General features: G+C 72.1%; 17 protein-coding genes. 2 read left to right on the top strand and 15 right to left on the bottom strand.

Features of this window, described 5'->3' with window-relative positions:
• Positions 1–676, top strand: a 676-nt coding sequence (locus ACWDS7_RS32420; protein ID WP_451932348.1) for a hypothetical protein, incomplete at its 5' end; no start/stop codon positions are given.
• Between the two features lie 96 nt (positions 677–772).
• Here ACWDS7_RS32420 and ACWDS7_RS32415 read toward each other — a convergent pair.
• From ACWDS7_RS32415 to ACWDS7_RS32405, 3 genes are read right to left on the bottom strand one after another with little or no spacing between them, the layout of a single operon-like run.
• Complete coding sequence (locus ACWDS7_RS32415; RefSeq protein WP_451932347.1) at positions 773–1,702, bottom strand: RluA family pseudouridine synthase; 930 nt, start codon at positions 1,700–1,702, stop codon at positions 773–775.
• Positions 1,695–2,300: a signal peptidase II gene (locus ACWDS7_RS32410; RefSeq protein WP_306857780.1), complete on the bottom strand. Its 606-nt coding sequence runs from the start codon at positions 2,298–2,300 to the stop codon at positions 1,695–1,697. Before ACWDS7_RS32410 ends, ACWDS7_RS32415 begins: the two co-directional genes overlap by 8 nt.
• Entirely contained in the window at positions 2,264–2,683 is a 420-nt protein-coding gene (locus ACWDS7_RS32405) for a TraR/DksA family transcriptional regulator (RefSeq protein WP_306857779.1), read from the bottom strand. Before ACWDS7_RS32405 ends, ACWDS7_RS32410 begins: the two co-directional genes overlap by 37 nt.
• 469 nt (positions 2,684–3,152) lie before the next feature.
• Here ACWDS7_RS32405 and ileS point away from each other — a divergent pair, with 469 nt between their 5' ends.
• Positions 3,153–6,317, top strand: coding sequence for an isoleucine--tRNA ligase (gene ileS / locus ACWDS7_RS32400; RefSeq protein ID WP_451932346.1), 3,165 nt, complete (start codon positions 3,153–3,155; stop codon positions 6,315–6,317).
• A 355-nt stretch (positions 6,318–6,672) separates the two neighbouring features.
• Here the strand turns inward: ileS and ACWDS7_RS32395 are convergent, their stop codons facing one another.
• The 12 genes from ACWDS7_RS32395 to mraY form a co-directional block, all read right to left on the bottom strand.
• Positions 6,673–8,439: a hypothetical protein gene (locus ACWDS7_RS32395; protein ID WP_451932345.1), complete on the bottom strand. Its 1,767-nt coding sequence runs from the start codon at positions 8,437–8,439 to the stop codon at positions 6,673–6,675.
• Between the two features lie 66 nt (positions 8,440–8,505).
• Positions 8,506–9,363: a DivIVA domain-containing protein gene (locus ACWDS7_RS32390; RefSeq protein ID WP_306857773.1), complete on the bottom strand. Its 858-nt coding sequence runs from the start codon at positions 9,361–9,363 to the stop codon at positions 8,506–8,508.
• Positions 9,364–9,412: 49 nt separating this feature from the next.
• Complete coding sequence (locus tag ACWDS7_RS32385) at positions 9,413–9,700, bottom strand: YggT family protein (protein ID WP_451932344.1); 288 nt, start codon at positions 9,698–9,700, stop codon at positions 9,413–9,415.
• An 83-nt stretch (positions 9,701–9,783) separates the two neighbouring features.
• A complete protein-coding gene (locus ACWDS7_RS32380) occupies positions 9,784–10,287 on the bottom strand; it encodes a cell division protein SepF (protein WP_306857771.1) in 504 nt (167 codons plus the stop codon).
• A gap of 120 nt (positions 10,288–10,407) precedes the next feature.
• Positions 10,408–11,112 carry a YggS family pyridoxal phosphate-dependent enzyme gene (locus ACWDS7_RS32375; RefSeq protein ID WP_451932343.1) on the bottom strand — a complete coding sequence of 235 codons (705 nt, stop codon included), beginning with the start codon at positions 11,110–11,112 and terminating at the stop codon, positions 10,408–10,410.
• A 90-nt stretch (positions 11,113–11,202) separates the two neighbouring features.
• Positions 11,203–12,627, bottom strand: a complete 1,425-nt coding sequence (gene ftsZ / locus ACWDS7_RS32370) for a cell division protein FtsZ (protein ID WP_451932342.1) — start codon at positions 12,625–12,627, stop codon at positions 11,203–11,205.
• A gap of 226 nt (positions 12,628–12,853) precedes the next feature.
• Positions 12,854–13,522: a cell division protein FtsQ/DivIB gene (locus ACWDS7_RS32365; protein ID WP_306857768.1), complete on the bottom strand. Its 669-nt coding sequence runs from the start codon at positions 13,520–13,522 to the stop codon at positions 12,854–12,856.
• A 55-nt stretch (positions 13,523–13,577) separates the two neighbouring features.
• Complete coding sequence (murC, locus tag ACWDS7_RS32360; RefSeq protein WP_306857767.1) at positions 13,578–14,984, bottom strand: UDP-N-acetylmuramate--L-alanine ligase; 1,407 nt, start codon at positions 14,982–14,984, stop codon at positions 13,578–13,580.
• Positions 14,985–15,143: 159 nt separating this feature from the next.
• On the bottom strand, positions 15,144–16,235 hold the full coding sequence (gene murG / locus ACWDS7_RS32355; RefSeq protein ID WP_306857765.1) for an undecaprenyldiphospho-muramoylpentapeptide beta-N-acetylglucosaminyltransferase: 1,092 nt from the start codon (positions 16,233–16,235) through the stop codon (positions 15,144–15,146).
• Between the two features lie 66 nt (positions 16,236–16,301).
• On the bottom strand, positions 16,302–17,624 hold the full coding sequence (gene ftsW, locus ACWDS7_RS32350) for a putative lipid II flippase FtsW (protein ID WP_306857763.1): 1,323 nt from the start codon (positions 17,622–17,624) through the stop codon (positions 16,302–16,304).
• A 55-nt stretch (positions 17,625–17,679) separates the two neighbouring features.
• Complete coding sequence (gene murD / locus ACWDS7_RS32345; protein ID WP_451932341.1) at positions 17,680–19,086, bottom strand: UDP-N-acetylmuramoyl-L-alanine--D-glutamate ligase; 1,407 nt, start codon at positions 19,084–19,086, stop codon at positions 17,680–17,682.
• A gap of 40 nt (positions 19,087–19,126) precedes the next feature.
• The gene (gene mraY / locus ACWDS7_RS32340; protein ID WP_451932340.1) at positions 19,127–20,185 is read right to left on the bottom strand and encodes a phospho-N-acetylmuramoyl-pentapeptide-transferase; all 1,059 of its coding nucleotides are present in this window, start codon (positions 20,183–20,185) and stop codon (positions 19,127–19,129) included.
• Between the last annotated feature and the right edge of the window lie 102 nt (positions 20,186–20,287).

Genomic DNA, 20,287 nt, shown 5'->3' with positions numbered 1-20,287 from the left:
ACCCCTGGCGGCCGCCGGGAGGCGACGGCGGCGGCCGGCCGTCGCGGCCCTGGCGGCGACGGCGGTCGCGGCCGTCCTGACCTCGGGCGGGGCCGCCTGGGTGGCCCTGAACTCCGCTCCCACGCAGCCGGTGAAGGGGCCCACCACCGCGAGCGTCCCCGCCGAGAAGGACACCCCGGACAAGAACACCGAGCAGGCGAGGCTGCCCACGGAGAGGAAGCCCTCACCGGCCAGGACGGGCGGCGACCGCCACCAGCCCTCCGCCCGTCCCACGACTCCGGAGCAGCCCCGGCACAGCAGCCCCTCCCCGTCGGACGGGCCGACGGGGGACAGGCCCGAGGACGGCTCCGGGAAGGACTCCAAGGACGACTCCGGCAAGGACTCCGGCAAGGGCTCCGGCAAGGGCTCCAAGGACGACTCGGGCAAGGACTCCGAGCAGGACTCCGGCAAGAAGCCCGGCAAGGACTCCCAGGACGCCCCCGACGACGGCTCCGGCCAGGAGCAGGGGCAGGGGCCCGGCGACGGCGCGGGCGAGAGCTCCGGCGGCACCTCCGGAGACGACGCCACCCAGGACCAGAGCCAGGAGGGGACCGAGCAGGTCGCCTTCGGGGGCGGGACGGACGCCCCCGGCAAGGTCAGCGGCAAGGCCGCCGAGAAGAACGGCAAGGACAAGTAGCCGCCACCACGGCGGACAGCACCACAGCAGGCACCACCACAGCGGACAGCACCACAGCAGGCACCACCACAGCGGACAGCACCAGGGCGGGCGGCGTTACGACTCGCTGCCGACGACCTTCAGCGCGTGGGCCAGGTCGTCCGGGTAGTCGGTGGTGAAGGAGACCCACTCACCCGTCGCGGGATGCTCGAAGGCCAGCGAGACCGCGTGCAGCCACTGCCGGGTCACGCCCAGGCGCGCGGCCAGCGTGGGGTCCGCGCCGTACATCATGTCACCGACGCACGGGTGACGCAGCGCCGACATGTGGACCCGGATCTGGTGGGTCCGGCCGGTCTCCAGCTTGATGTCCAGCAGTGACGCCGCCCGGAACGCCTCGATCGTGTCGTAGTGGGTGACCGACTCCTTGCCCCCGGCCACGACCGCGAAGCGGCCGTCCCCGGAGGGATGGCGGTCGATCGGCGCGTCGACGGTGCCGCGCAGCGGGTCGGGGTGCCCCTGGACCAGCGCGTGGTAGCGCTTGTCGACCGTGCGCTCCTTGAAGGCCCGCTTCAGGTTCGAGTAGGCGTGCTCGCTCTTGGCCACGACCATGGCGCCGGTGGTGTTGGCGTCCAGGCGGTGCACGATCCCCTGCCGCTCGGCGGCGCCGCTGGTCGCCACCCGGTGCCCGGTGCCGAGCAGGCCGCCGATCACGGTCGGCCCGGTCCAGCCGGTGGTCGGGTGGGCGGCCACGCCGATGGGCTTGTTGACGACCACGATGTCGTCGTCCTCATAAATGATCTTCATGCCGGGGACCGGCTCCGCGACCGGCATCGGCGTGGTGGGCGGCGGCGGCAGGGTGACCTCCAGCCACGCGCCCCCGTGGACCCGGTCGGACTTGGCCGCCGGCGAGCCGTCCACCAGCACGTCGCCGGAGACGATCAGCTCGGCCGCGCGGGTTCGGGAGAACCCGAACAGCCGGGACAGGGCGGCGTCGAGGCGCTCGCCCTCCAGCCCGTCGGGGACGGGGAGACTCCGCTGCTCAGCCATCGTTCTTCTGCTCCCCCGTGTCGCGTGTGCCGTCGATCTGGTAACCCCGCCAGGCGAGGAAGACGGCCAGGATGCCGCCGCAGACGATCGCCGAATCCGCCACGTTCCAGACCGGGAAGTGGCCGGGGAAGGTCTCGATGAAGTCGACGACGTGCCCCTGGAACGGCGAGGGCCGCCCGAAGCCCGAGGGCCAGCGCAGGAGCCGGTCGGTCAGGTTGCCGAGCGCCCCGCCGAGCATCAGCCCCAGCGTGACGGCCCACGGCAGGCTGCGCAGGTTGCGGGCGGTGCGCAGGATGGCGATCACCACACCGGCCGCGACGAACGTGAAGACGATCGTCATGCCCGTGCCGATGCTGAACGCGGCCCCGGAGTTGAAGATCACCCGGAACTGGAGCAGCCCGGGGACGACGACGAACGGCTCCTTGCCCTCAAGGGTCCTCAGCACGACCGTCTTGGTGATCAGGTCGAGGAGGTAGACGATCGGTACGATCGTCGCCAGGACGGCGATCCGCCGCGCTCCGGCCGGGGCGGCCGCGACCGCCCCGGCGACGCTGCCGTCCGTCAGCGGCGCTCCTCCCGCTGCTTGCAGGCCACGCACAGCGTCGCCCTCGGGAACGCCTGAAGGCGCTCCTTGCCGATCGGCTTGTGGCACGATTCGCACACTCCGTAGGTTCCCGCGTCGATCCGGGCGATCGCTCGCTCGTTCTGCGCGACCAGGTCGCGCGAATTCAGGGTAAGGGCGATCTCGCGTTCCCGTTCATACGTGCGGGCCCCGGCGTCCGCCTGGTCGTCTCCGGCACCGTCCGTCACATCGCTCGACGCGATCTCGGTCTCGGCCTTGGCGATCTCCTGGTTCAGCTCCTCGATCTCCGTGGCCAGCCGCTCGCGGACCTCCGCGAGCTCCTTGGCCGACCAGGTGACGACGGTACTGTCCTCTGACGGCGCTACCGCGCTCTCGTCTGCGCGTACGGTCGCGGCCATGTCGGCCTCCTTGCTCGATCGGACCGTATCCAATGTGGTAAACGGTGCGGGCAGCTTAGGTCTCCCATAACAGAACGGCAAACGACCCGCCGTGATGTTTACCACTCCCGTAACATCCGGCTCCCTCCTCGCGATTCCCGCGCTCCGCCGATCGCCGGTAGTGCCGATATCGGGAAGCTTCGAGCAGGCCCGTGCGTTATCGTTTGAGTTCGCAAGGCGTTGATGGGGACAACTACCTCCGTGCCCCTCGCACGAGCGACCCGGGGACGGTGTGAGCCCGGGGCGAGACCCGGAGGGAAAATCACCCCGGAGCCGCCGGAAGAACGGCCTTCACGGCCCAGTAGACCCGGCAGCGGACCAAAGGAAGAGGGCCTTCCCCTGTGAAGGTCAAGGAGGGTGGTACCGCGGGGCCCGAGAGGTCTCGTCCCTCCACGCCACTGCCAGCACCAGCGTGGAGGTCCCGCCCGTCATGTCCGCCTATTTCCGCTCTCTTCCCGCGCAGGTCGACCTGCCCGCGCTCGAACATGAGGTGCTCGACCGCTGGCGGGACGGAAAGGTCTTCGAGCGTTCGGTCGAGCAGAACGCCGACGGCCCCAGCTGGGTCTTCTACGAGGGCCCGCCCACCGCCAACGGCATGCCCGGCGTGCACCACGTCGAGGCCCGGGTGTTCAAGGACGTCTTCCCCCGCTACAAGTCGATGCAGGGCTACAGCGTGCCCCGCAAGGCGGGCTGGGACTGCCACGGCCTGCCCGTCGAGGTCGCCGTCGAGAAGGAGCTCGGCCTCAGCGGCAAGAAGGACATCGAGGCGTACGGCGTCGCCGAGTTCAACGCCCGCTGCCGCGAGTCGGTGCTGCGGCACGTGGACGCCTTCGAAGAGATGACCGAGCGGATGGGCTACTGGATCGACCTGTCCCAGGCCTACCGCACGATGGACCCGGCCTACGTGGAGTCCGTCTGGTGGTCGCTCAAGGTCATCTTCGACAAGGACCTGCTGTTCCGCGACTTCCGGATCACCCCCTACTGTCCCCGCTGCGGCACCGGCCTGTCCGACCACGAGCTGGGCCAGCCGGGCGGCTACGAGACCGTCTCCAGCCCGTCCGTCTACGTCCGCATGCCCGTCACCTCGGGCCCGCTGGCCGAGCTCGGCGCCTCGCTGCTGATCTGGACCACCACGCCGTGGACGCTGGTCTCCAACACCGCGGTGGCCGTGCACCCCGACGTGACCTACGTCGCGGCGCGCCCCGCCGGGTCCGACGAGGTGCTGGTGGTGGCCGAGCAGCTGCTGACCTCCGCGCTGGGCGAGGGCGCGCAGGTGCTGGCCACCTTCCAGGGCGCGGAGCTGGAGCACACCACCTACTCCCGCCCCTTCGAGCTGGTCGACATCCCCGGCGCCCACTACGTGGTGCTCGGCTACTACGTCACCACCGAGGACGGCACCGGCCTGGTCCACCAGGCCCCGGCCTTCGGCGCCGACGACATGACGACCTGCAAGCGGTACGGCCTGCCGATCGTCAACCCGGTCGGCCCCGACGGGCGCTTCCTCGACAGCGTCCCCCAGGTCGGCGGGCAGTTCTTCAAGGAGGCCGACGAGGGCCTGACCGAGGACCTCAGGGCACGCGGCCTGCTCTACCGCGGCGGCCACTTCGAGCACAGCTACCCGCACTGCTGGCGCTGCCACACCGCGCTGCTCTACTACGCGCTCCCCGCCTGGTACATCCGGACCACGGCCGTCAAGGAACAGCTCCTCGCCGAGAACGAGAAGACCAACTGGTACCCCGAGACGATCAAGTGGGGCCGCTTCGGCGAGTGGCTGCGCAACAACGTCGACTGGTCGCTGTCCCGCTCGCGTTACTGGGGCACGCCCCTGCCGCTGTGGGTCTGCACCGCCGACGAGTCGCACATCACCTGCGTCGGCTCGATGGAGGAGCTGAGCCGGCTGTCGGGCCAGGACGTCTCCGCGCTCGACCCGCACCGTCCCTACGTCGACGACGTCACGCTGCCCTGTCCGACCTGCGGGGCCGAGGCGCGCCGGGTGCCGGACGTGATCGACGCCTGGTACGACTCGGGGTCGATGCCGTTCGCCCAGTGGGGCGCGCCGTACCAGAACGCGGACATGCTGGAGAAGGCCTACCCGGCGCAGTTCATCTGCGAGGCCACCGACCAGACGCGCGGCTGGTTCTACTCGCTGATGGCGGTCGGCACGCTGGTCTTCGGCAGAACCTCCTACGAGAACGTGCTCTGCCTCGGCCTGATCCTCGCCGAGGACGGCCGCAAGATGAGCAAGCACCTGGGCAACGTGCTGCAGCCCATCCCGCTGATGGACCAGCACGGCGCCGACGCACTGCGCTGGTACATGGCCTGCTCCGGTTCGCCGTGGGCGGCCCGCCGGGTCGGGCACGGCGCCCTGGAGGAGATCGTCCGGAAGGTCCTGCTGACCTACTGGAACACCGCGTCGTTCTTCACGCTCTACGCCAACGCCGAGTCGTGGTCGCCCGCCAAGCTCTCCGAGGCCCCCCCGTACGCCGAGCGCCCGCTGATCGACCGCTGGGCGCTGGCCGAGCTGCACCGGACGGTGGCCGAGGTCACCTCGTCGCTGGACGACTTCGACACCGCCCGGGTCGGGCGGCGGCTGGCGGAGTTCCTCGACGACCTGTCCAACTGGTACGTGCGGCGCTCCCGCCGCCGGTTCTGGTCCGGCGAGGCCTCGGCGTTCGCCACGCTGTACGAGTGCCTGGAGACCGTCACCCGGCTGATGTCGCCGGTGGTGCCCTTCATCACCGACTACGTCTGGGACGTGCTGCGCGAGGCCGGCGGCCCCGCCTCGGTCCACCTGGCCACCTGGCCCACGGTGACCGAGGAGCTGCTGGACCCCGCGCTGTCGGAGCAGATGGCGCTGGTCCGCCGCCTGGTGGAGCTGGGCCGCTCGGCCCGCGCCTCCAGCGGGGTCAAGACCCGCCAGCCGCTCGGCCGCGCCCTGGTCGGCGCCCGCGGCTGGGGCGCGCTCTCCCCCGAGCTGCGCGAGCTGATCGCCGACGAGCTCAACGTGCAGGGGCTGGAGGACCTGTCGGGCATCGAGGCCGACCTGGTCTCCTTCACCGTCAAACCCAACTTCAGGGCGCTGGGCAAGCGGTTCGGCTCGCAGACCAAGCTGGTCGCCGCCGCCGTCGCGGCCGCCGACCCCGGCGAGCTCGCACGGGCCCTCCGCTCGGGCTCGGCGGTCTCGGTGGAGGCCGGCGAGCTGGGCACGGTGGAGCTGAGCGGCGAGGAGGTGATCGTCACCGAGCAGCCGAAGACCGGCTGGGCGGTGGAGACCGGGGCCGTCGACACCGGCACCGGCGAGACGGTCGCCCTCGACCTGACCATCACCGACGAGCTGCGCCGCTCCGGCCTGGTCCGTGACGTCGTCCGCCTGCTCCAGGAGGCCCGCAAGTCGACCGGCCTGTCCATCTCCGACCGGATCGACGTGTGGTGGTCCACCGCCGACGCCGACCTGGCCGAGGCCCTGCGCCACCAGGGCGGCGCCGTGGCCGGCGAGGTCCTCGCCGTCACCTTCACCGAGGGCGCCGACAGCGACCTGCCCACCCACCACGACGCCGACCTCGGCCTGACCTTCCAGCTCCGCCGGACCGTCTGACCGATCTGTCCCGGAGGCGGCCCGCCGGCCGCCTCCGGGACAGCGGGCGAGCGGACCGGGATCTCCTGGGTTCCGCGGCCTTCACACCACCCGGGCCCCGCGCTCCCGGCCGGCGGACCGGGTCGCGTCCGCCTCCCTGAATCCACCGTTTCCCGGAGCCCTTCCGCCAGGCGGCCGGGAGTACGTGCGTGCCGCCGCCCGTACGGCTGACCACCCCAATGGCCGGCCCCGGCGGACGGTTTCCCGAGCCCCTTCCGCCGGGCGGCCGGGAGTGCGTGCGTGCCGCCGCCAGTGTGGCCGGCGGCACGTACGGCTGACCGCCCCCATGGCCGGTCCCGACGGACCGGCCGGCGGTCTAGGACTCCTCGTCCCGGCAGACCGAGCAGCTGGTCAGGCCCGCCTCCTCGGCCTCGGCCCGGGACATGATCTCGATGCCGCTGTCGTCGGTGCCCTTGATGAGGGGGCAGGCGGAGCTGTGGAAGCGGCGGGTGCCGACGATGACCTTGACGGTCCCGGGGGCACCGGGCACCGGGCCGTCCTTGACGGCCGGGATCCCGTGAGGGGCGGTGTCGGTGTCTCCGTCGTCCTCGCCGGAGGGCTCCTCCGCGGCCCGTGGCCCCGCCGAGGTGGAGTCGGCCGACACCGCGCGCCCGGCGCGCCCGGGTGCGGTGTCGGCCGGCTCCACCGGCTCGGGGGTGCCGTCCGGCTCATCGGAGGCCGTACGCTCCGCGGGCGAGGGCTCCTGGGGAGCCTCCGGTCCGGCGGAGACGGGCTCGGCGGGGCTGCCGGAGCCCTCGGGGCCCTCAGACTCGGGGGACCCGGTCTCCGGCCGCTCGACGTCCTCCTCGGCCTCGGCGGAGCCCTCAGAGGCGGCGGAAGCGGGCTCAGTGGAGACAGCCTTGGCGGAGACAGGCTTGGCGGAAGCGGACGACGCCGCCGGAGCCCCGCCCGCGGCGGATCCGCGCTCGGCGGGGCCGTCGGCCGTGGCCGGACCCTCGTCCTCGGCGGGCTCGGGGGACCCGGTCTCCGGCCGCTCGACGTCCTCCTCGGCCCCGGCGGGCCCACGCCCGGCGGGGACGCCGGACCCGGCCCTGACGGCTCCGGTGGAGCCCTCAGAGGCGGCGGAAGCGGGCTCAGCGGAGACGGGCTTGGCGGAAGCGGACGACGCCACCGGAGCCTCGTCCGCGGCGGAGGCCGGCTCGGGCTCGGGTGTGTCACCGGAATCCGAGGGGCCGGCCTGGGGCGCCTGCTCGGCGGCGGACCTGGCCAGGTCGCGGCTGAACCAGCTGGTGGCGTTGGAGTCGTCGTCGGGGGTCTCCGGCTCGGCGGCCGGGGAGGGCCGGGCCGCGGCCGCCGCGGCGCGGAGCGGCGGGTCCGCCGGCTCCTGAGGCCGCGTCTGTTCCTGGGGGGCGGGGGCGTCCTGGAGGTGGGGCCGGGTCACCGCGGTCGCGCCCTCCTGCGGGCCGGCCGGAGGAACGGGCCGGTACGGCGGGCTGAAACGGGCGGTGGGCTCGTGGACATCGGTGCCGCCGGAGGAGCTGGACTCCTGGGAGGCCCGGGACGCGGCCGGCTCCTGGGATCCGGTGGGGGCGTCCTGCGGCTGGGGCCCGCCGGTGAACTCGGGCAGGCACGTGGTGCAGGGCGTGAAGCCCTCCTCCCGCGCCTCCTCGTGCGTCAGCTCCTCATGATCCCTGCCGACGAGCTGCCGGCAGCCGGCGAGGTGATACCGCTTACGCCCCGGGATCACCAGGACGATCGCCTCGGCGTCCAGGAGGCCCCGCCTGGTGGCGGGGGCCGGCCCGGTCACCGGGTTCGGCCGGGGCTGGGGCGCGGCCGCCGTCTGCCGCATGCCGTGCGGAGCCATCGGCCGGGGGGCCGAGGGGGCATGCGGGTCCGGCGCCAGGTGCGGTGCGGGCATCGGCCCGGCCGGGACCGGTCCCTTGGGCGGGAGCGGAGCCGACCCGGCGCGCCCGCCGCCGGGGAACAGCTCGTGGCGGCGCAACAACGCCCCGATCACCAGGAAGACCGCGGACAGCACACTGACCGCGATCGACCACATGACCAGAAATGGCTTGGCCAGCACGAACCCCGCGATGAGCAGGACGATGGCCGTGACCACCAAACCAGCGCTGATAAGGATCACAGAGGAACTCCCGGGTACGGGTCAGGGGGGAATTGACCCGTCACCTTACCGGCGGTCGTTGTGCGGACCGTCAACGCCCTGGAAGGCGCCTGAATGCTGCGGCGGCTCACCACCGAACGGGTTGGCGGCGCCCTGGATGGTCGGCTGGCCGCCCGGAGCCACGGTGTGGGACATCGCCGGGGGGCTGCCCACGATCGGGAATCCGCCGCTGCCCTCGGCAGCCACGTTCAGCTCGGCGAGCTGGTTCTCCAGGTACAGCTTCAGACGGCTGCGGTATTCCCGCTCGAAGCTGCGCAGCTCCTCGACCTTGCGCTCAAGCTCGTCGCGGGTCTGCACCAGCGATCCCATGGCCTGGCGGTGCCGCTCCTGGGCGTCGCGCTCCAGCGTCTCGGCGCGGGCACGGGCGTCGCCGATGACCTGCTCGGCCTGGCGGCGCGCCTTGCCGAGGATGTCGTCGGCCTCGCGGCGGGCCCGGGTCACCGTCTCGTCCGCCTCCCGGCGGGCGTCGGCGATCGCCTGGTCGGCCGTCTGCTGGGCCAGCGCGAGCACGCGGGCCGCGGTGTCCATGTTGTCCTCGGCCGGGGGCATCCCCATGCCGACGGGGACAGGCTGCTGGTGCTGCACCGGCTCGGGGGCACGCATCGGCTCCGGCTGCGGCATCATCATCTCGGGTTTGGGCTCGGCGACGGGGGCGGGCGCCATGGCCATTCCCATTCCGCCGGGCACCTTGCCCCGCAGGCACTCCGCCAGCTTGGCGCGGAGCTCCTCGTTCTCCTGAATGAGGCGGTCCAGCTCGGACTCCACCTCATCAAGGAAGGCGTCCACCTCTTCCTCGTCATAGCCCGGCCTGAGCCGGGTCGTACTGAATTGCTTGTTCCGCACATCAGCGGGCGTCAGCGGCATTTCGGTCTCCTTGGCGCGCTTGGAGTCTGTCCGGAGGGACGGTACCCGATCAACTAAGCGCGGACACGAGTTGGATCAAGACCAAGACCACAATGAACAGCACTGTGAAGCTTAGGTCAAAGGCCACCGTACCCAACCGGAGTGGTGGAATGAAACGGCGGAGGAACTTGAGAGGTGGGTCGGTCACCGTGTATACGGCCTCCGCCAGAACCAGGACGACCCCCGTGGGGCGCCACTGACGTGCGAACGCCTGCACCGTCTCAAAGATCATTCTACCGATCAGCAGAACCAGGTAGAGGGCCAGGACGACGACCAAGATCTCGCTAACGACCCTCACGGCCTGTCCCCGCCCCCACTCTGTTCCGCCGCACCCCGGTCCCGCGAGGACCTGTCCGGCCGGTCACTGTTCATGGTGGAACTCTAGCTCTGGTTGAAGAACCCGCGTTCCGCGATTCGGGCCTTGTCCTCGGCGGTCACCTCGACATTGGCAGGGGACAACAGGAACACCTTGTTGGTAACACGTTCAATGCTGCCATGTAGGCCAAAGACAAGACCTGCCGCGAAATCGACAAGGCGCTTGGCGTCACTGTCAACCATCTCGGTCAGATTCATGATGACCGGGGTGCCGTCACGGAAGTGCTCGCCAATTGTCCGCGCCTCGTTGTAGGTGCGGGGATGAAGCGTCGTGATGCGGGCCAGATCGGTCGTGCGGCGCTCTATGACAGCCGTCGCGGGCCTCGGGGCGGGCACGCCCGCCTCAGTGTCGTCCTCGCGGTCGTGGACCGTGCCAGGCCGCTCGTCGCCGACCTTCCGCGAGTCGTCGAAGTCGTCGTACTCGTCGTCGGAATAGCTGTCGTATCTCTCGTAGCGGTCGTCCTCCACAAGACCGAGGTAGACCGCCATCTTGCGCATCGCGCCGGCCATCGCTACTTCTTCCTCCGCCTTACTTCGATTTCCCTGGGGCGGTAGCCGCACCCCCTTGGAGCTCACCACCGATCGACCTCTATCTGGATACGCGGACGCCAAGGTCCACTTGAAGGGACATTACCTGACTAAGGGCTTCCTGCGACCGAGCAACGCCGTACCGACGCGCAGGTGTGTCGCGCCATTCGCAATGGCGTCGGACATATCACCGCTCATCCCCGCCGAGATGACGTCGGCCCCGGGGTGGGCCCCCCGTACGGCCTGCGCGATCTCCCACAACCTCGCGAAGGCCCTGGCCGGCTCCTCCCCCAGCGGCGCCACCGCCATCACCCCGCCCAGCCGTACCCCCGGCGCGGCGGCGAGGGCGTCCGCCAGCTCCGGCACGTCCGCCGGCCGCGCCCCACCCCGTCCGGGATCACCGTCCAGGGCGACCTGCACCAGGCAGGTGATCTCCCTGTCCACCCTGACCGCCTCCTGGCTGAGCGCGCTCACCAGGCGTGGACGGTCCACCGAGTGGACGACGTCGGCGTAGCCGACCACGGAACGGGCCTTGTTGGTCTGCAACTGACCGACGAAGTGCCAGGTGAGCCCCAGCTCGGCGCATTCGCGCGCCTTGGCCGAAGCCTCCTGGTCGCGGTTCTCCCCCACGTCCGTCACCCCCAGCGCGGCCAGCAGCCGCACGTCGGAGGCGGGGTAGGTCTTGCTCACCGCGATGAGCGTCAGCTCCTCGCGGGCACGGCCGGCGGCCCGGCAGGCCGCGGCGATCTCCGCCTCGACCTGGGCCAGACCGGCCGCGATCTCATCATGTCGTGTTGTCTCTGTCACGTCTCCGCCGTCCGAATACCGAAAAACCGGCGGAATCCATTCTCCCGGTCACGGCCGGGTGACCTGTCGGCCCCCCGGCCGTGAGCAATGTCACTTCAGGAAGTCGGGGACGTCGAGCTCCTCTTCCTGCTCCTCGAAGATCACCGGCCGTCTCCGGGCGGGGTCGGAGACCCGCGCGGAGATCGGGGTGGGCTGCGACGGCTCGGGCGTCGGGCGCGGGATCGACACCGGCGGGGCCGGCGGCTCCTCCACCCGGGGCGGCTCGACCGGCTCGGCCGGGAGGTGCACCGGCGCGGTGGGCTGGGCCTGGGGGACCTGCTGGAGCGGCTGCGGCTGCGGCGCCGGCGGGAGCGGCGTCTCCACCACGGGGGGCGGCGGGGGCGGCGGGCTGACGACCGGCCGGACCGGCGGTGGCGGCGGCTGCTCGGCTCTCGGCTCGGGCCGGGGCTCGGCCTTAACCGTGGGCGGCGCCGGACGGACCGGCGCGGTCGCCGCGGGGGCGGGGGCCGGGCGCGAGGCCGGCTGCTGCCGGACGGCCGGCTGCGGCGGCGCGGCCTTGGCCTCCGCGGCGGGCTCGTCGAACCCGGCCGCGATCACGGTGACGCGCACCTCGTCGCCGAGGGCGTCGTCGATGACCGTACCGAAGATGATGTTGGCGTCGGGCGCCGCGGCGTTGGAGACGAGCTGGGCCGCTTCGTTGATCTCGAACAGGCCGAGGTCGGACCCGCCGGCGATCGACAGCAGCACGCCGTGCGCGCCGTCGATGCTGGCCTCCAGCAGCGGGCTGGAGACGGCCATCTCGGCGGCGGCGACCGACCGGTCGTCGCCGCGCGCGTGGCCGATGCCCATGAGCGCCGAGCCGGCGCCGGACATGACCGACTTCACGTCGGCGAAGTCGAGGTTGATCAGACCCGGCGTGGTGATGAGGTCGGTGATGCCCTGGACACCGGAGAGCAGCACCTGGTCGGCCGCCTTGAAGGCGTCCAGCACGCTCACCTGCCGGTCGGAGATCGACAGCAGCCGGTCGTTCGGGATCACGATGAGGGTGTCGACCTCCTCGCGGAGGGTCTCGATGCCCGCCTCGGCCTGCATCGCCCTGCGCCGGCCCTCGAAGCTGAAGGGCCGGGTGACCACGCCGATGGTCAGCGCGCCCAGCGAGCGCGCGATGTTGGCCACCACCGGGGCGCCTCCGGTGCCCGTGCCGCCGCCCTCTCCGGCGGTGACGAACACCATGTCGGCGCCCTTGATGACCTCTTCGATCTCCTCGCGGTGGTCCTCGGCCGCCTTACGCCCGACTTCGGGGTTGGCCCCCGCGCCGAGGCCGCGGGTGAGTTCGCGTCCGACATCGAGTTTGACGTCGGCGTCACTCATCAGCAGCGCCTGAGCGTCGGTATTGATGGCGATGAACTCGACGCCCTTGAGTCCCTCCTCGATCATCCGGTTGACGGCGTTGACTCCGCCTCCGCCGATTCCTACAACCTTGATGACCGCGAGGTAGTTCTGCGGTGCTGCCACGACGAGGGGCCTTTCCGCTCGTTGACTTGCAATTTCATGCGGCACGGGGGCCCGTGCCGTCGTTTCCAAAACCCTCACCCTCAAGTTGAGATTTAGATTTATGTCAACCTGAGGAGTGATACGGACAGTAGGAGTTGCGCTCCAGGCGGGTCAACTAACCGCGCCGCAAGCGCGCCCGGCGTGTCGCGGGCCGTCCTTTTCGGGGAACGCGCGACGGTGGATGAGATCACTTCACCGTCACGACGTCGGGCGAGCTCACGTCATAGGTGTCCGCCGGGCGTTTCAGCAGCGTGAGAAGGATGTTCGCCTTGTCCGCCGGACGGTCCGGGCCGCCCCACACGACCGTCCGGCCGTCCTTCAGGCGCAGCGAGACGGTCTCGGGCGAGGGAGCGAGCACTTCCTCGATCCGCCGGGTCAGATCCGCCGACAGCGCCTGGATGACGGTCAGCGCGGCGCCGGTCGCCGGATCGCCGGGCTGCGGGCGGTCCACGCGCAGCAGCGGGAGCGACGGCGGCGCGACATCCCTGACCTCCGTCATCACACCGTGCCGGTCCATGAGCGCGAACTTGGGGCCGACCGGCACCACCGCCACCGGCTCGCGCTCCACGATCTCGACCACCAGCGTGCCCGGCCAGTTGCGGCTGACGCTCACCGACTCGACCTGCCGGATCCCCTTGATCCGCGCCTCGACCTCGTCCACGTCCACGATGGCCAGGGGCCTGCCCTCGGGCACCCCCGTCGCCAACTGGATCTGCTGGGCGGGGATGCCGAGGTTGCCCGCGACCCGGATGTCGCGGACCCCGAGCACCGACGAGAAGAACACCAGCCAGGCGGCGGTGCCCACCACCCCCACCGTGAGCAGGGCCAGGAAGGCCGACCTCCACACCGCGTTCACCGTCTCACCCCGTCGGGCGGCCCGGGCTCCGGCGCCCCGCGACCCCTGCCACGGGTCACCGGGCGGCCAGCTCCGCCACGATGCGGGGGCCCAGCTCGGTCACGTCCCCCGCCCCCATGGTGAGCACGATGTCCCCGGGCCGGGCCCGGTCGGCCACCAGGGCGGGGACCGCCTCCCGCTGCGGCGCGTAGGTCACCTGACCCGGCGGCAGCGGCACCTTGCCCGCCACCAGGGCCCCGGAGACGCCCGGCTCGGGGTCTTCACGGGCGCCGTAGACGTCCAGCACGATGGCCTCGTCGGCCAGGCCCAGGGCGACGCCGAACTCGTCGGCGAAGAACCTGGTGCGCGAGTAGAGGTGGGGCTGGAAGACCGCGACGACCCTGCCGGAGCCGGAGAAGGAGGCCACCACGTCCCGCGCCGCGCGCAGGTCGGCGGCGAGCTCGGTCGGGTGGTGGGCGTAGCTGTCGAAGACCGCCACTCCTCCGGCCTCGCCCTTGGCCTCGAAACGGCGCTTGGCGCCGGTGAAGGCGGCCAGACCGTCGCGTATCTCGTCGAAGGAGACCCCCAGCTCCGCCGCCACGGCGATGACCGCGGTGGCGTTGAGCGCGTTGTGGCGGCCGGGGACGGCCAGTCTGACCTCCCCGTGGCCCGCGACCGTGAAGGAGATGCCCAGGCCGTCGGGGACGATCCCGCTCACCCGCAGGTCGGCGTCCTCGGCCTCGCCGTAGGTGATCACCTTCAGGCCGCGCGCGCGGGCGATCGGGGCCAGGGCCGCCGACCCCTGGTCGTCGGCGCAGATCACCATGGCCGTCCCGACCCGCTCGACGAACCGGGCGAAGCTGTCGTAGACCGCGCGCGGGTCACCGTAGTTGTCGAGGTGGTCCGGCTCCACGTTGGTCACCACGGCGATGTCGGGGGCCAGCATGAGGAAGGAGCCGTCGCTCTCGTCCGCCTCGGCGACGAACACCTCGCCCGCGCCCTCGTCGGCGCCCAGGCCGGTGGTCACGAGCTGGCCGCCGACGCAGTAGGACGGGTCGGCGCCGCACTTCTGCAGCGCCACCGTGAGCATCGAGGTCGTGGTGGTCTTGCCGTGGGTCCCGGCCAGGGCGACCCCGGTCCGGCCCGCCATGACCGAGGCCAGCGCGGCGGCCCTGGGGATCACCCGCAGGCCCTGGCGGAGCGCCTCGCCCAGCTCGGGGTTGGAGTCGCGGATCGCGGTGGAGACCACCACGGTGTCGACGTTCTTGATGTGCGAGGCGGCGTGGCCGATGTGCACCCGGCCGCCCAGCTCCCGCAGCTCGGTCACCATGTCCGAGCCGCGCGAGTCGCTGCCGGAGACCGGCACGCCGCGCTTGAGCAGGATGCGGGCGATGCCGGACATCCCGGCCCCGCCGATCCCGATGAAGTGGACGCGCCCGAGCTCCTCGGCCGCGACCGGATCCACCAACTTGACCAGGCTCATCGGCCGTTCACCACTCCTCATCCGCCACGCGGACGGTCTCGTTCCCCCACCGGTGGCAGCGCTCGCCGCGCCGGATCCGCTCCGTGCCCGCCGGCTGCCCACCGTTCGCCGCCCGCCGCGCGGGCCGGCCCGTCCCCCGCCGGGCACCGTACGCCCGGCTCATCTGCCCTTCCCCTCGGCCGCGATCTGCAACACCTTGCGGGCGAGCGCCACGTCGGCGTCCTTGCGGCCCATCCTGGAGGCGGCCTCCGACATGGTGACCACGCGCTCGGGGTCGGACAGGATGGGCAGCACGTTCTGGACGATCCACTCCGGCGTCAGGTCGGCGTCGTCGATCATGAGGCCGCCGCCCGCCTGCACGATCGGCTCGGCGTTGAGCCGCTGCTCGCCGTTGCCGTGCGGGAGCGGGATGTAGGCGGCGGGCAGGCCCACCGCGGTCAGCTCGGCGCAGGTCATGGCGCCGCTGCGGCACAGGGCGAAGTCGGCCGCGGCGTAGGCCAGGTCCATCCGGTCGACGTACTGCAGCACGACGTACTGCGGGTCGCCGGGCGGCGGCTCCTCCTCCAGCGTGTTCTTCGGGCCGATGACGTGCAGCACCTGCACCCCGGCCCGGCGCAGCGCCGGGGCGGCGGCCAGGGCCGCCCGGTTGAGCGAGCGCGCGCCCTGGGAGCCGCCGGTCACCAGCAGCGTGGGCAGGTCGGCCTCCAGGCCGAACCAGGAGCGCGCCTTGTCGCCCATGGACAGCCGGTCGAGCGCGACGATCTCGCGGCGGAGCGGGATCCCCATGTATTCGGCGCGGTTCAGCGGCGTGTTCTGGTGGCCGGTGAACACGTGCTCGGTGAGCCGCGCGCCCAGCCGGTTGGCCAGTCCCGGCCGCGGGTTGGCCTCGTGCACCACGATCGGCACGCCGCGCCGGCGCGCCGCCAGGTAGGCGGGGGTCGCCACGTAGCCGCCGAAGCCGACCAGCACGTCGGCCTGGACGCGGTCCATGATGCCCGCGGCGGCGTTGATGGCGCCCGCCAGCCGGCCGGGCACCGTCAGGAGCTGGGGTGTGATCGCCCGGGGCAGCGGCACCGCGGGCACGAGCTGCAGCTCGTAGCCCCGGGCCGGCACCAGTCGCGTCTCCAGGCCGCGCTCGGTGCCCAGGCACGTGATCCCGATGTTCGGGTCCAGCCGGCGGAGCGCATCGGCCAGAGCCAGCGCCGGTTCGATATGACCAGCCGTCCCGCCGCCTGCGAGGACCACCCTCATGTCGGTCCTTTCACTCATCGTCTCCCGCGGACCGGCCGTCGCCTGCGCGCCGGACCGTCCCGTCGCTCATCGTCTTGTGCGGACCGGCCGTCGTTTCCGTGCCGGACCGCCCCGTCGCTCATCGTCCTCGCGGTCCGGCCGTCGTTTCCCGGCCGGACCACCCAGGCCAAGCCAGCTTAGGCCCCGCGCCACCGGTCCGGGGCCACGCGCCGCCAGAGCTTCGCGCGCTCCGGGCTCGTGTTTGGCGAAGGCCAGCAGCATCCCCAGCGCGGCCAGGGTCGGCAGCAGCGCCGATCCGCCGTAGGAGATCAGGGGCAGCGGGATGCCGGTGATGGGCAGCGCGCCGATGACGGCGCCGATGTTGACGATCGCCTGGCCGACGATCCAGGCTATCGCGGCGGCCGAGGCGAGCCGGACGAACGGGTCCCGCACCCGGGTGGCCACCCGCAGGCCGGCATAGCCCAGCAGGCCGAACAGGGCCACCACGACCAGCGTGCCCATCAGGCCGAGCTCCTCGCCGACGATGGAGAAGATGAAGTCGCTCTCGGCGTGCGGGGTCCAGTATTTCTGCCGGCTGGAGCCCAGCCCGAGCCCGAACCAGCCGCCGCTGCCCATCCCGATCTGGCCCTGCACCAGCTGGTAGCCCGCGTCCTGCGCGTTGCCCCACGGGTTGAGCCACCCCTTGATCCGCTCCGAGCGGTAGCCCTCGATGGTGATCATCGTGATGGTGGCCAGTACCATGATCGACAGGATGCCGCCGAACAGCTTCAGCGGCGCGCCCACGACCCACAGCAGGGCCAGGAAGATCATCATCAGGACCAGCGTGGTGCCGAGGTCACGCCCCAGCATCACCAGGACGGCCATGATCGCCAGGCCCGGCATGAGGGGGATCAGCAGCTTGCGCCACTCGATCCGCCCGGCGCGCGCTCCCTTGGCGAGCAGGTCGGCCCCCCACAGCACCAGCGCGAGCTTGGCCGGCTCCGACGGCTGGATGGTGAGCTCGCCGATGTAGATCCAGCGCTGCGCGCCCAGCTCCGCCTGGCCGATGAACAGCACCAGGACCAGGCCCAGCGCGGCCAGGACCATCAGCGGGTAGCCCGCCAGCCGGAAGAACCTGATCGGCAGCCGGGAGCAGATCCACATCAGCAGCAGCCCCACCGCCATCGAGATGAGCTGCCGCCCGAAGAGCGCGAAGGCCGACCCTCTGGTCTCGAGCGCCTGGATGCTCGACGCGGCCAGGACCATCATCAGCCCCAGGGCCATCAGCAGCGCGCTGACGCCCACCAGCAGGTGGTAGGAGAACAGCGGGCGGGCCAGCAGCTCGCGCGCCCGGGCCAGCCGGCCCCTGAAGGGGGCCGTGCCCGGCGGCCGATCGTTCACGGCGGTCATCCGTCACCCCGCCCCGCCGGCCGGACGGGCGTCCCCGGATCTCGCAGGCGTGCTCTCATCCCTCCCCGGCACCGCCCCGCGCCCCGCCCAGGCGCTCCAGGACGGCCTGGGCGAAGGCTCTCCCGCGGGCCCCGTAGTTGGGGAAGATGTCCAGGGAGGCCCCGGCCGGGGCCAGCAGCACGGTGTCTCCGGGGGCGGCGAGCCCCGCGGCTTCGGCGACGACGCGGTCCATGACCCCAGTGTCTTGCCCGGCGACCTCCACCACCGGGACATTCGCGGCGTGTCGCGCCAGAGCCTCCCGGATCCGCCCACGGTCGACGCCCAGCAGCACCGCGGCGCGCAGCCGGGGCGCGGCCCGCCGTACCAGCTCCTCCACGTCGGCGCCCTTGAGCTGTCCTCCGGCGATCCAGACGATCGAGGGGTAGGCGGCGAGCGAGGCGGCGGCGGCGTGCGGGTTGGTGGCCTTGGAGTCGTCGACGTAGTCGACCTCGCCGACCCGCGCGACCCGCGCCATCCGGTGCGGGTCGGGGACGAAGTCCAGCAGGCCCTGCCGTACGGCCGCGGCGGGCACCCCGTAGGAGCGGGCCATGGCGGCGGCGGCGAGCGCGTTGGCGACGTTGTGCGGCGCGAACGGCCGGATGTCGCCGAAGGAGGCGAGCTCCTCGGCGTTGCGCGCCGGATCGGCCACGAACGCCCGGTCCACCAGCAGGTCCTCGACCACGCCGACCTGTCCCGGCCTCGGCACGTCGAGGGTGAAGCCCACGCTGCGCCCGCCCGCCCCCGCCTCGTACGGCGCGGCCAGGCGGGCCGACCACTCGTCGTCGGCGTTGTGGACGACCGTCCCGGCCCGGACGAAGATCTCGCCCTTGACCCGGGCGTACTCCTCCATGGAGCCGTGCCAGTCGAGATGGTCGGGGGCGACGTTCAGCACTGCGGCGGTGTGCGGGACGAGGCTGGGCGAGCGGTGGAGCTGGAAGCTCGACAGCTCCACCGCCAGCACGTCGGCGGGGCCGGTGACGGCCTCCACGACGGGGGTGCCGACGTTGCCGACCGCGAGCGCCTTGTGGCCGGCCGCGGTGAGCATCGAGGTGAGCATCCGGACCACGGTGGTCTTTCCGTTGGTGCCGGTCAGCGCCAGCCACGGGGCCGCGCCCGCCGGGCGGAGCCGCCAGGCCAGCTCGACCTCGCCGATCACCTCCACCCCGGCCGCGGCCGCCGCGACGAGCAGCGGGTGGTGCGGCGGCCAGCCGGTGGCGACGACGAGGGCGGTGCCGGCGGGCAGCTCGGCGGGCTCGCCGAAGCGGACCTCGACGCCGAGCCCGGCCAGCTCGGCGGCCGTCGCCCTGGCTCCCTCCCCGTCCCGGCCCTCCAGGACGACCACCCTCTGGCCCCGGGCGGCCATGGCGCGGGCCACGGCCGTGCCGGAGACCCCGAGGCCGGCGACGCAGATCAGCTGGCTCATCCCGCCACCTCCGCCGGCCGCGCGGGCGTGGGCGCCTCACTCATGACTTGGGCATCCATTCGACGTAGAACAGGCCGAGACCGGCGGCGGCGCAGAGCCCGGCGATGAGCCAGAAGCGGACCACGATCGTCGTCTCCGCCCAGCCCGACAGCTCGAAGTGGTGCTGGAGCGGGGCCATTCGGAAGACCCGTTTGCCGGTCATCTTGAAGAAGCCGACCTGGATGATCACCGACACCGTGATGACCACGCACATCCCGGCCAGGATGATCAGCAGGAGCTGGGTGCGGGTGGTGATGGCCAGTCCGGCGAGCACGCCGCCCAGGGCCAGCGATCCGGTGTCGCCCATGAAGATCTTGGCGGGCGGGGCGTTCCACCACAGGAAGCCGACCAGCGCGCCGAGCACGGCGGCGGCGACCACGGCCAGGTCCAGCGGGTCGCGGACCCAGTAGCAGTTGGGGCCGAGCTGGGTGGTGCAGTTGTTGCGGAGCTGCCAGTTGCCGATCAGGACGTAGGAGGCCAGCACCACGCCGGTGGCGCCGCTGGCCAGGCCGTCGAGGCCGTCGGTGAGGTTCACCGCGTTGGAGAAGCCCACGATCATGATGAGCACCCAGATCGTGAACCCGACGATGCCGATGGACGGCCCGAAGTCCCGCAGGAACGACAGCCGGGTCTCGGCCGGGGTGATCAGGTAGGAGTTGGGGAAGCGGGTCACCAGGACCGCGAAGACCGCGCCGACGATGAGCTGGCCCAGGGCCTTGGCGCCGCTGCGCAGGCCGAGGCTGCGCTGCTTGTAGATCTTGATGAAGTCGTCGAGGAAGCCGACCGCGCCCAGGCCCGTCATCAGGAACAGCACCAGGATCGCCGAGACGGTGGGCAGGGTCTGGCTGTAGAGGTGGGCGCAGGCGAAGCCGAGCAGCGCCGCGATCACGATCACGGTGCCGCCCATGGTGGGGGTGCCGCGCTTGTCGTGGTGGCCGGAGGGCCCCTCCTCCCGGATGCTCTGGCCGTAGCCGCGCTGGGAGAACAGGCGGATCGCCAGGGGCGTGCCGAACGTCGACAGCAGCAGGCCGACCGCCGCCGCGATGAGGATCTCCATCATCGGCGCTCACCCCCCAGCAGCGCCTGGGCCACGCGCTCCAGGGCGGCCGCGCGCGGCCCCTTGACCAGCACCACGTCGCCGGGGGCCAGCAGCGCCGACAGC

It is taken from the genome of Streptosporangium sp. NPDC003464 (assembly GCF_053588315.1).
Note: the sequence above shows the minus strand (reverse complement) of the source record. Positions and strands in the feature narration are given on the sequence as shown.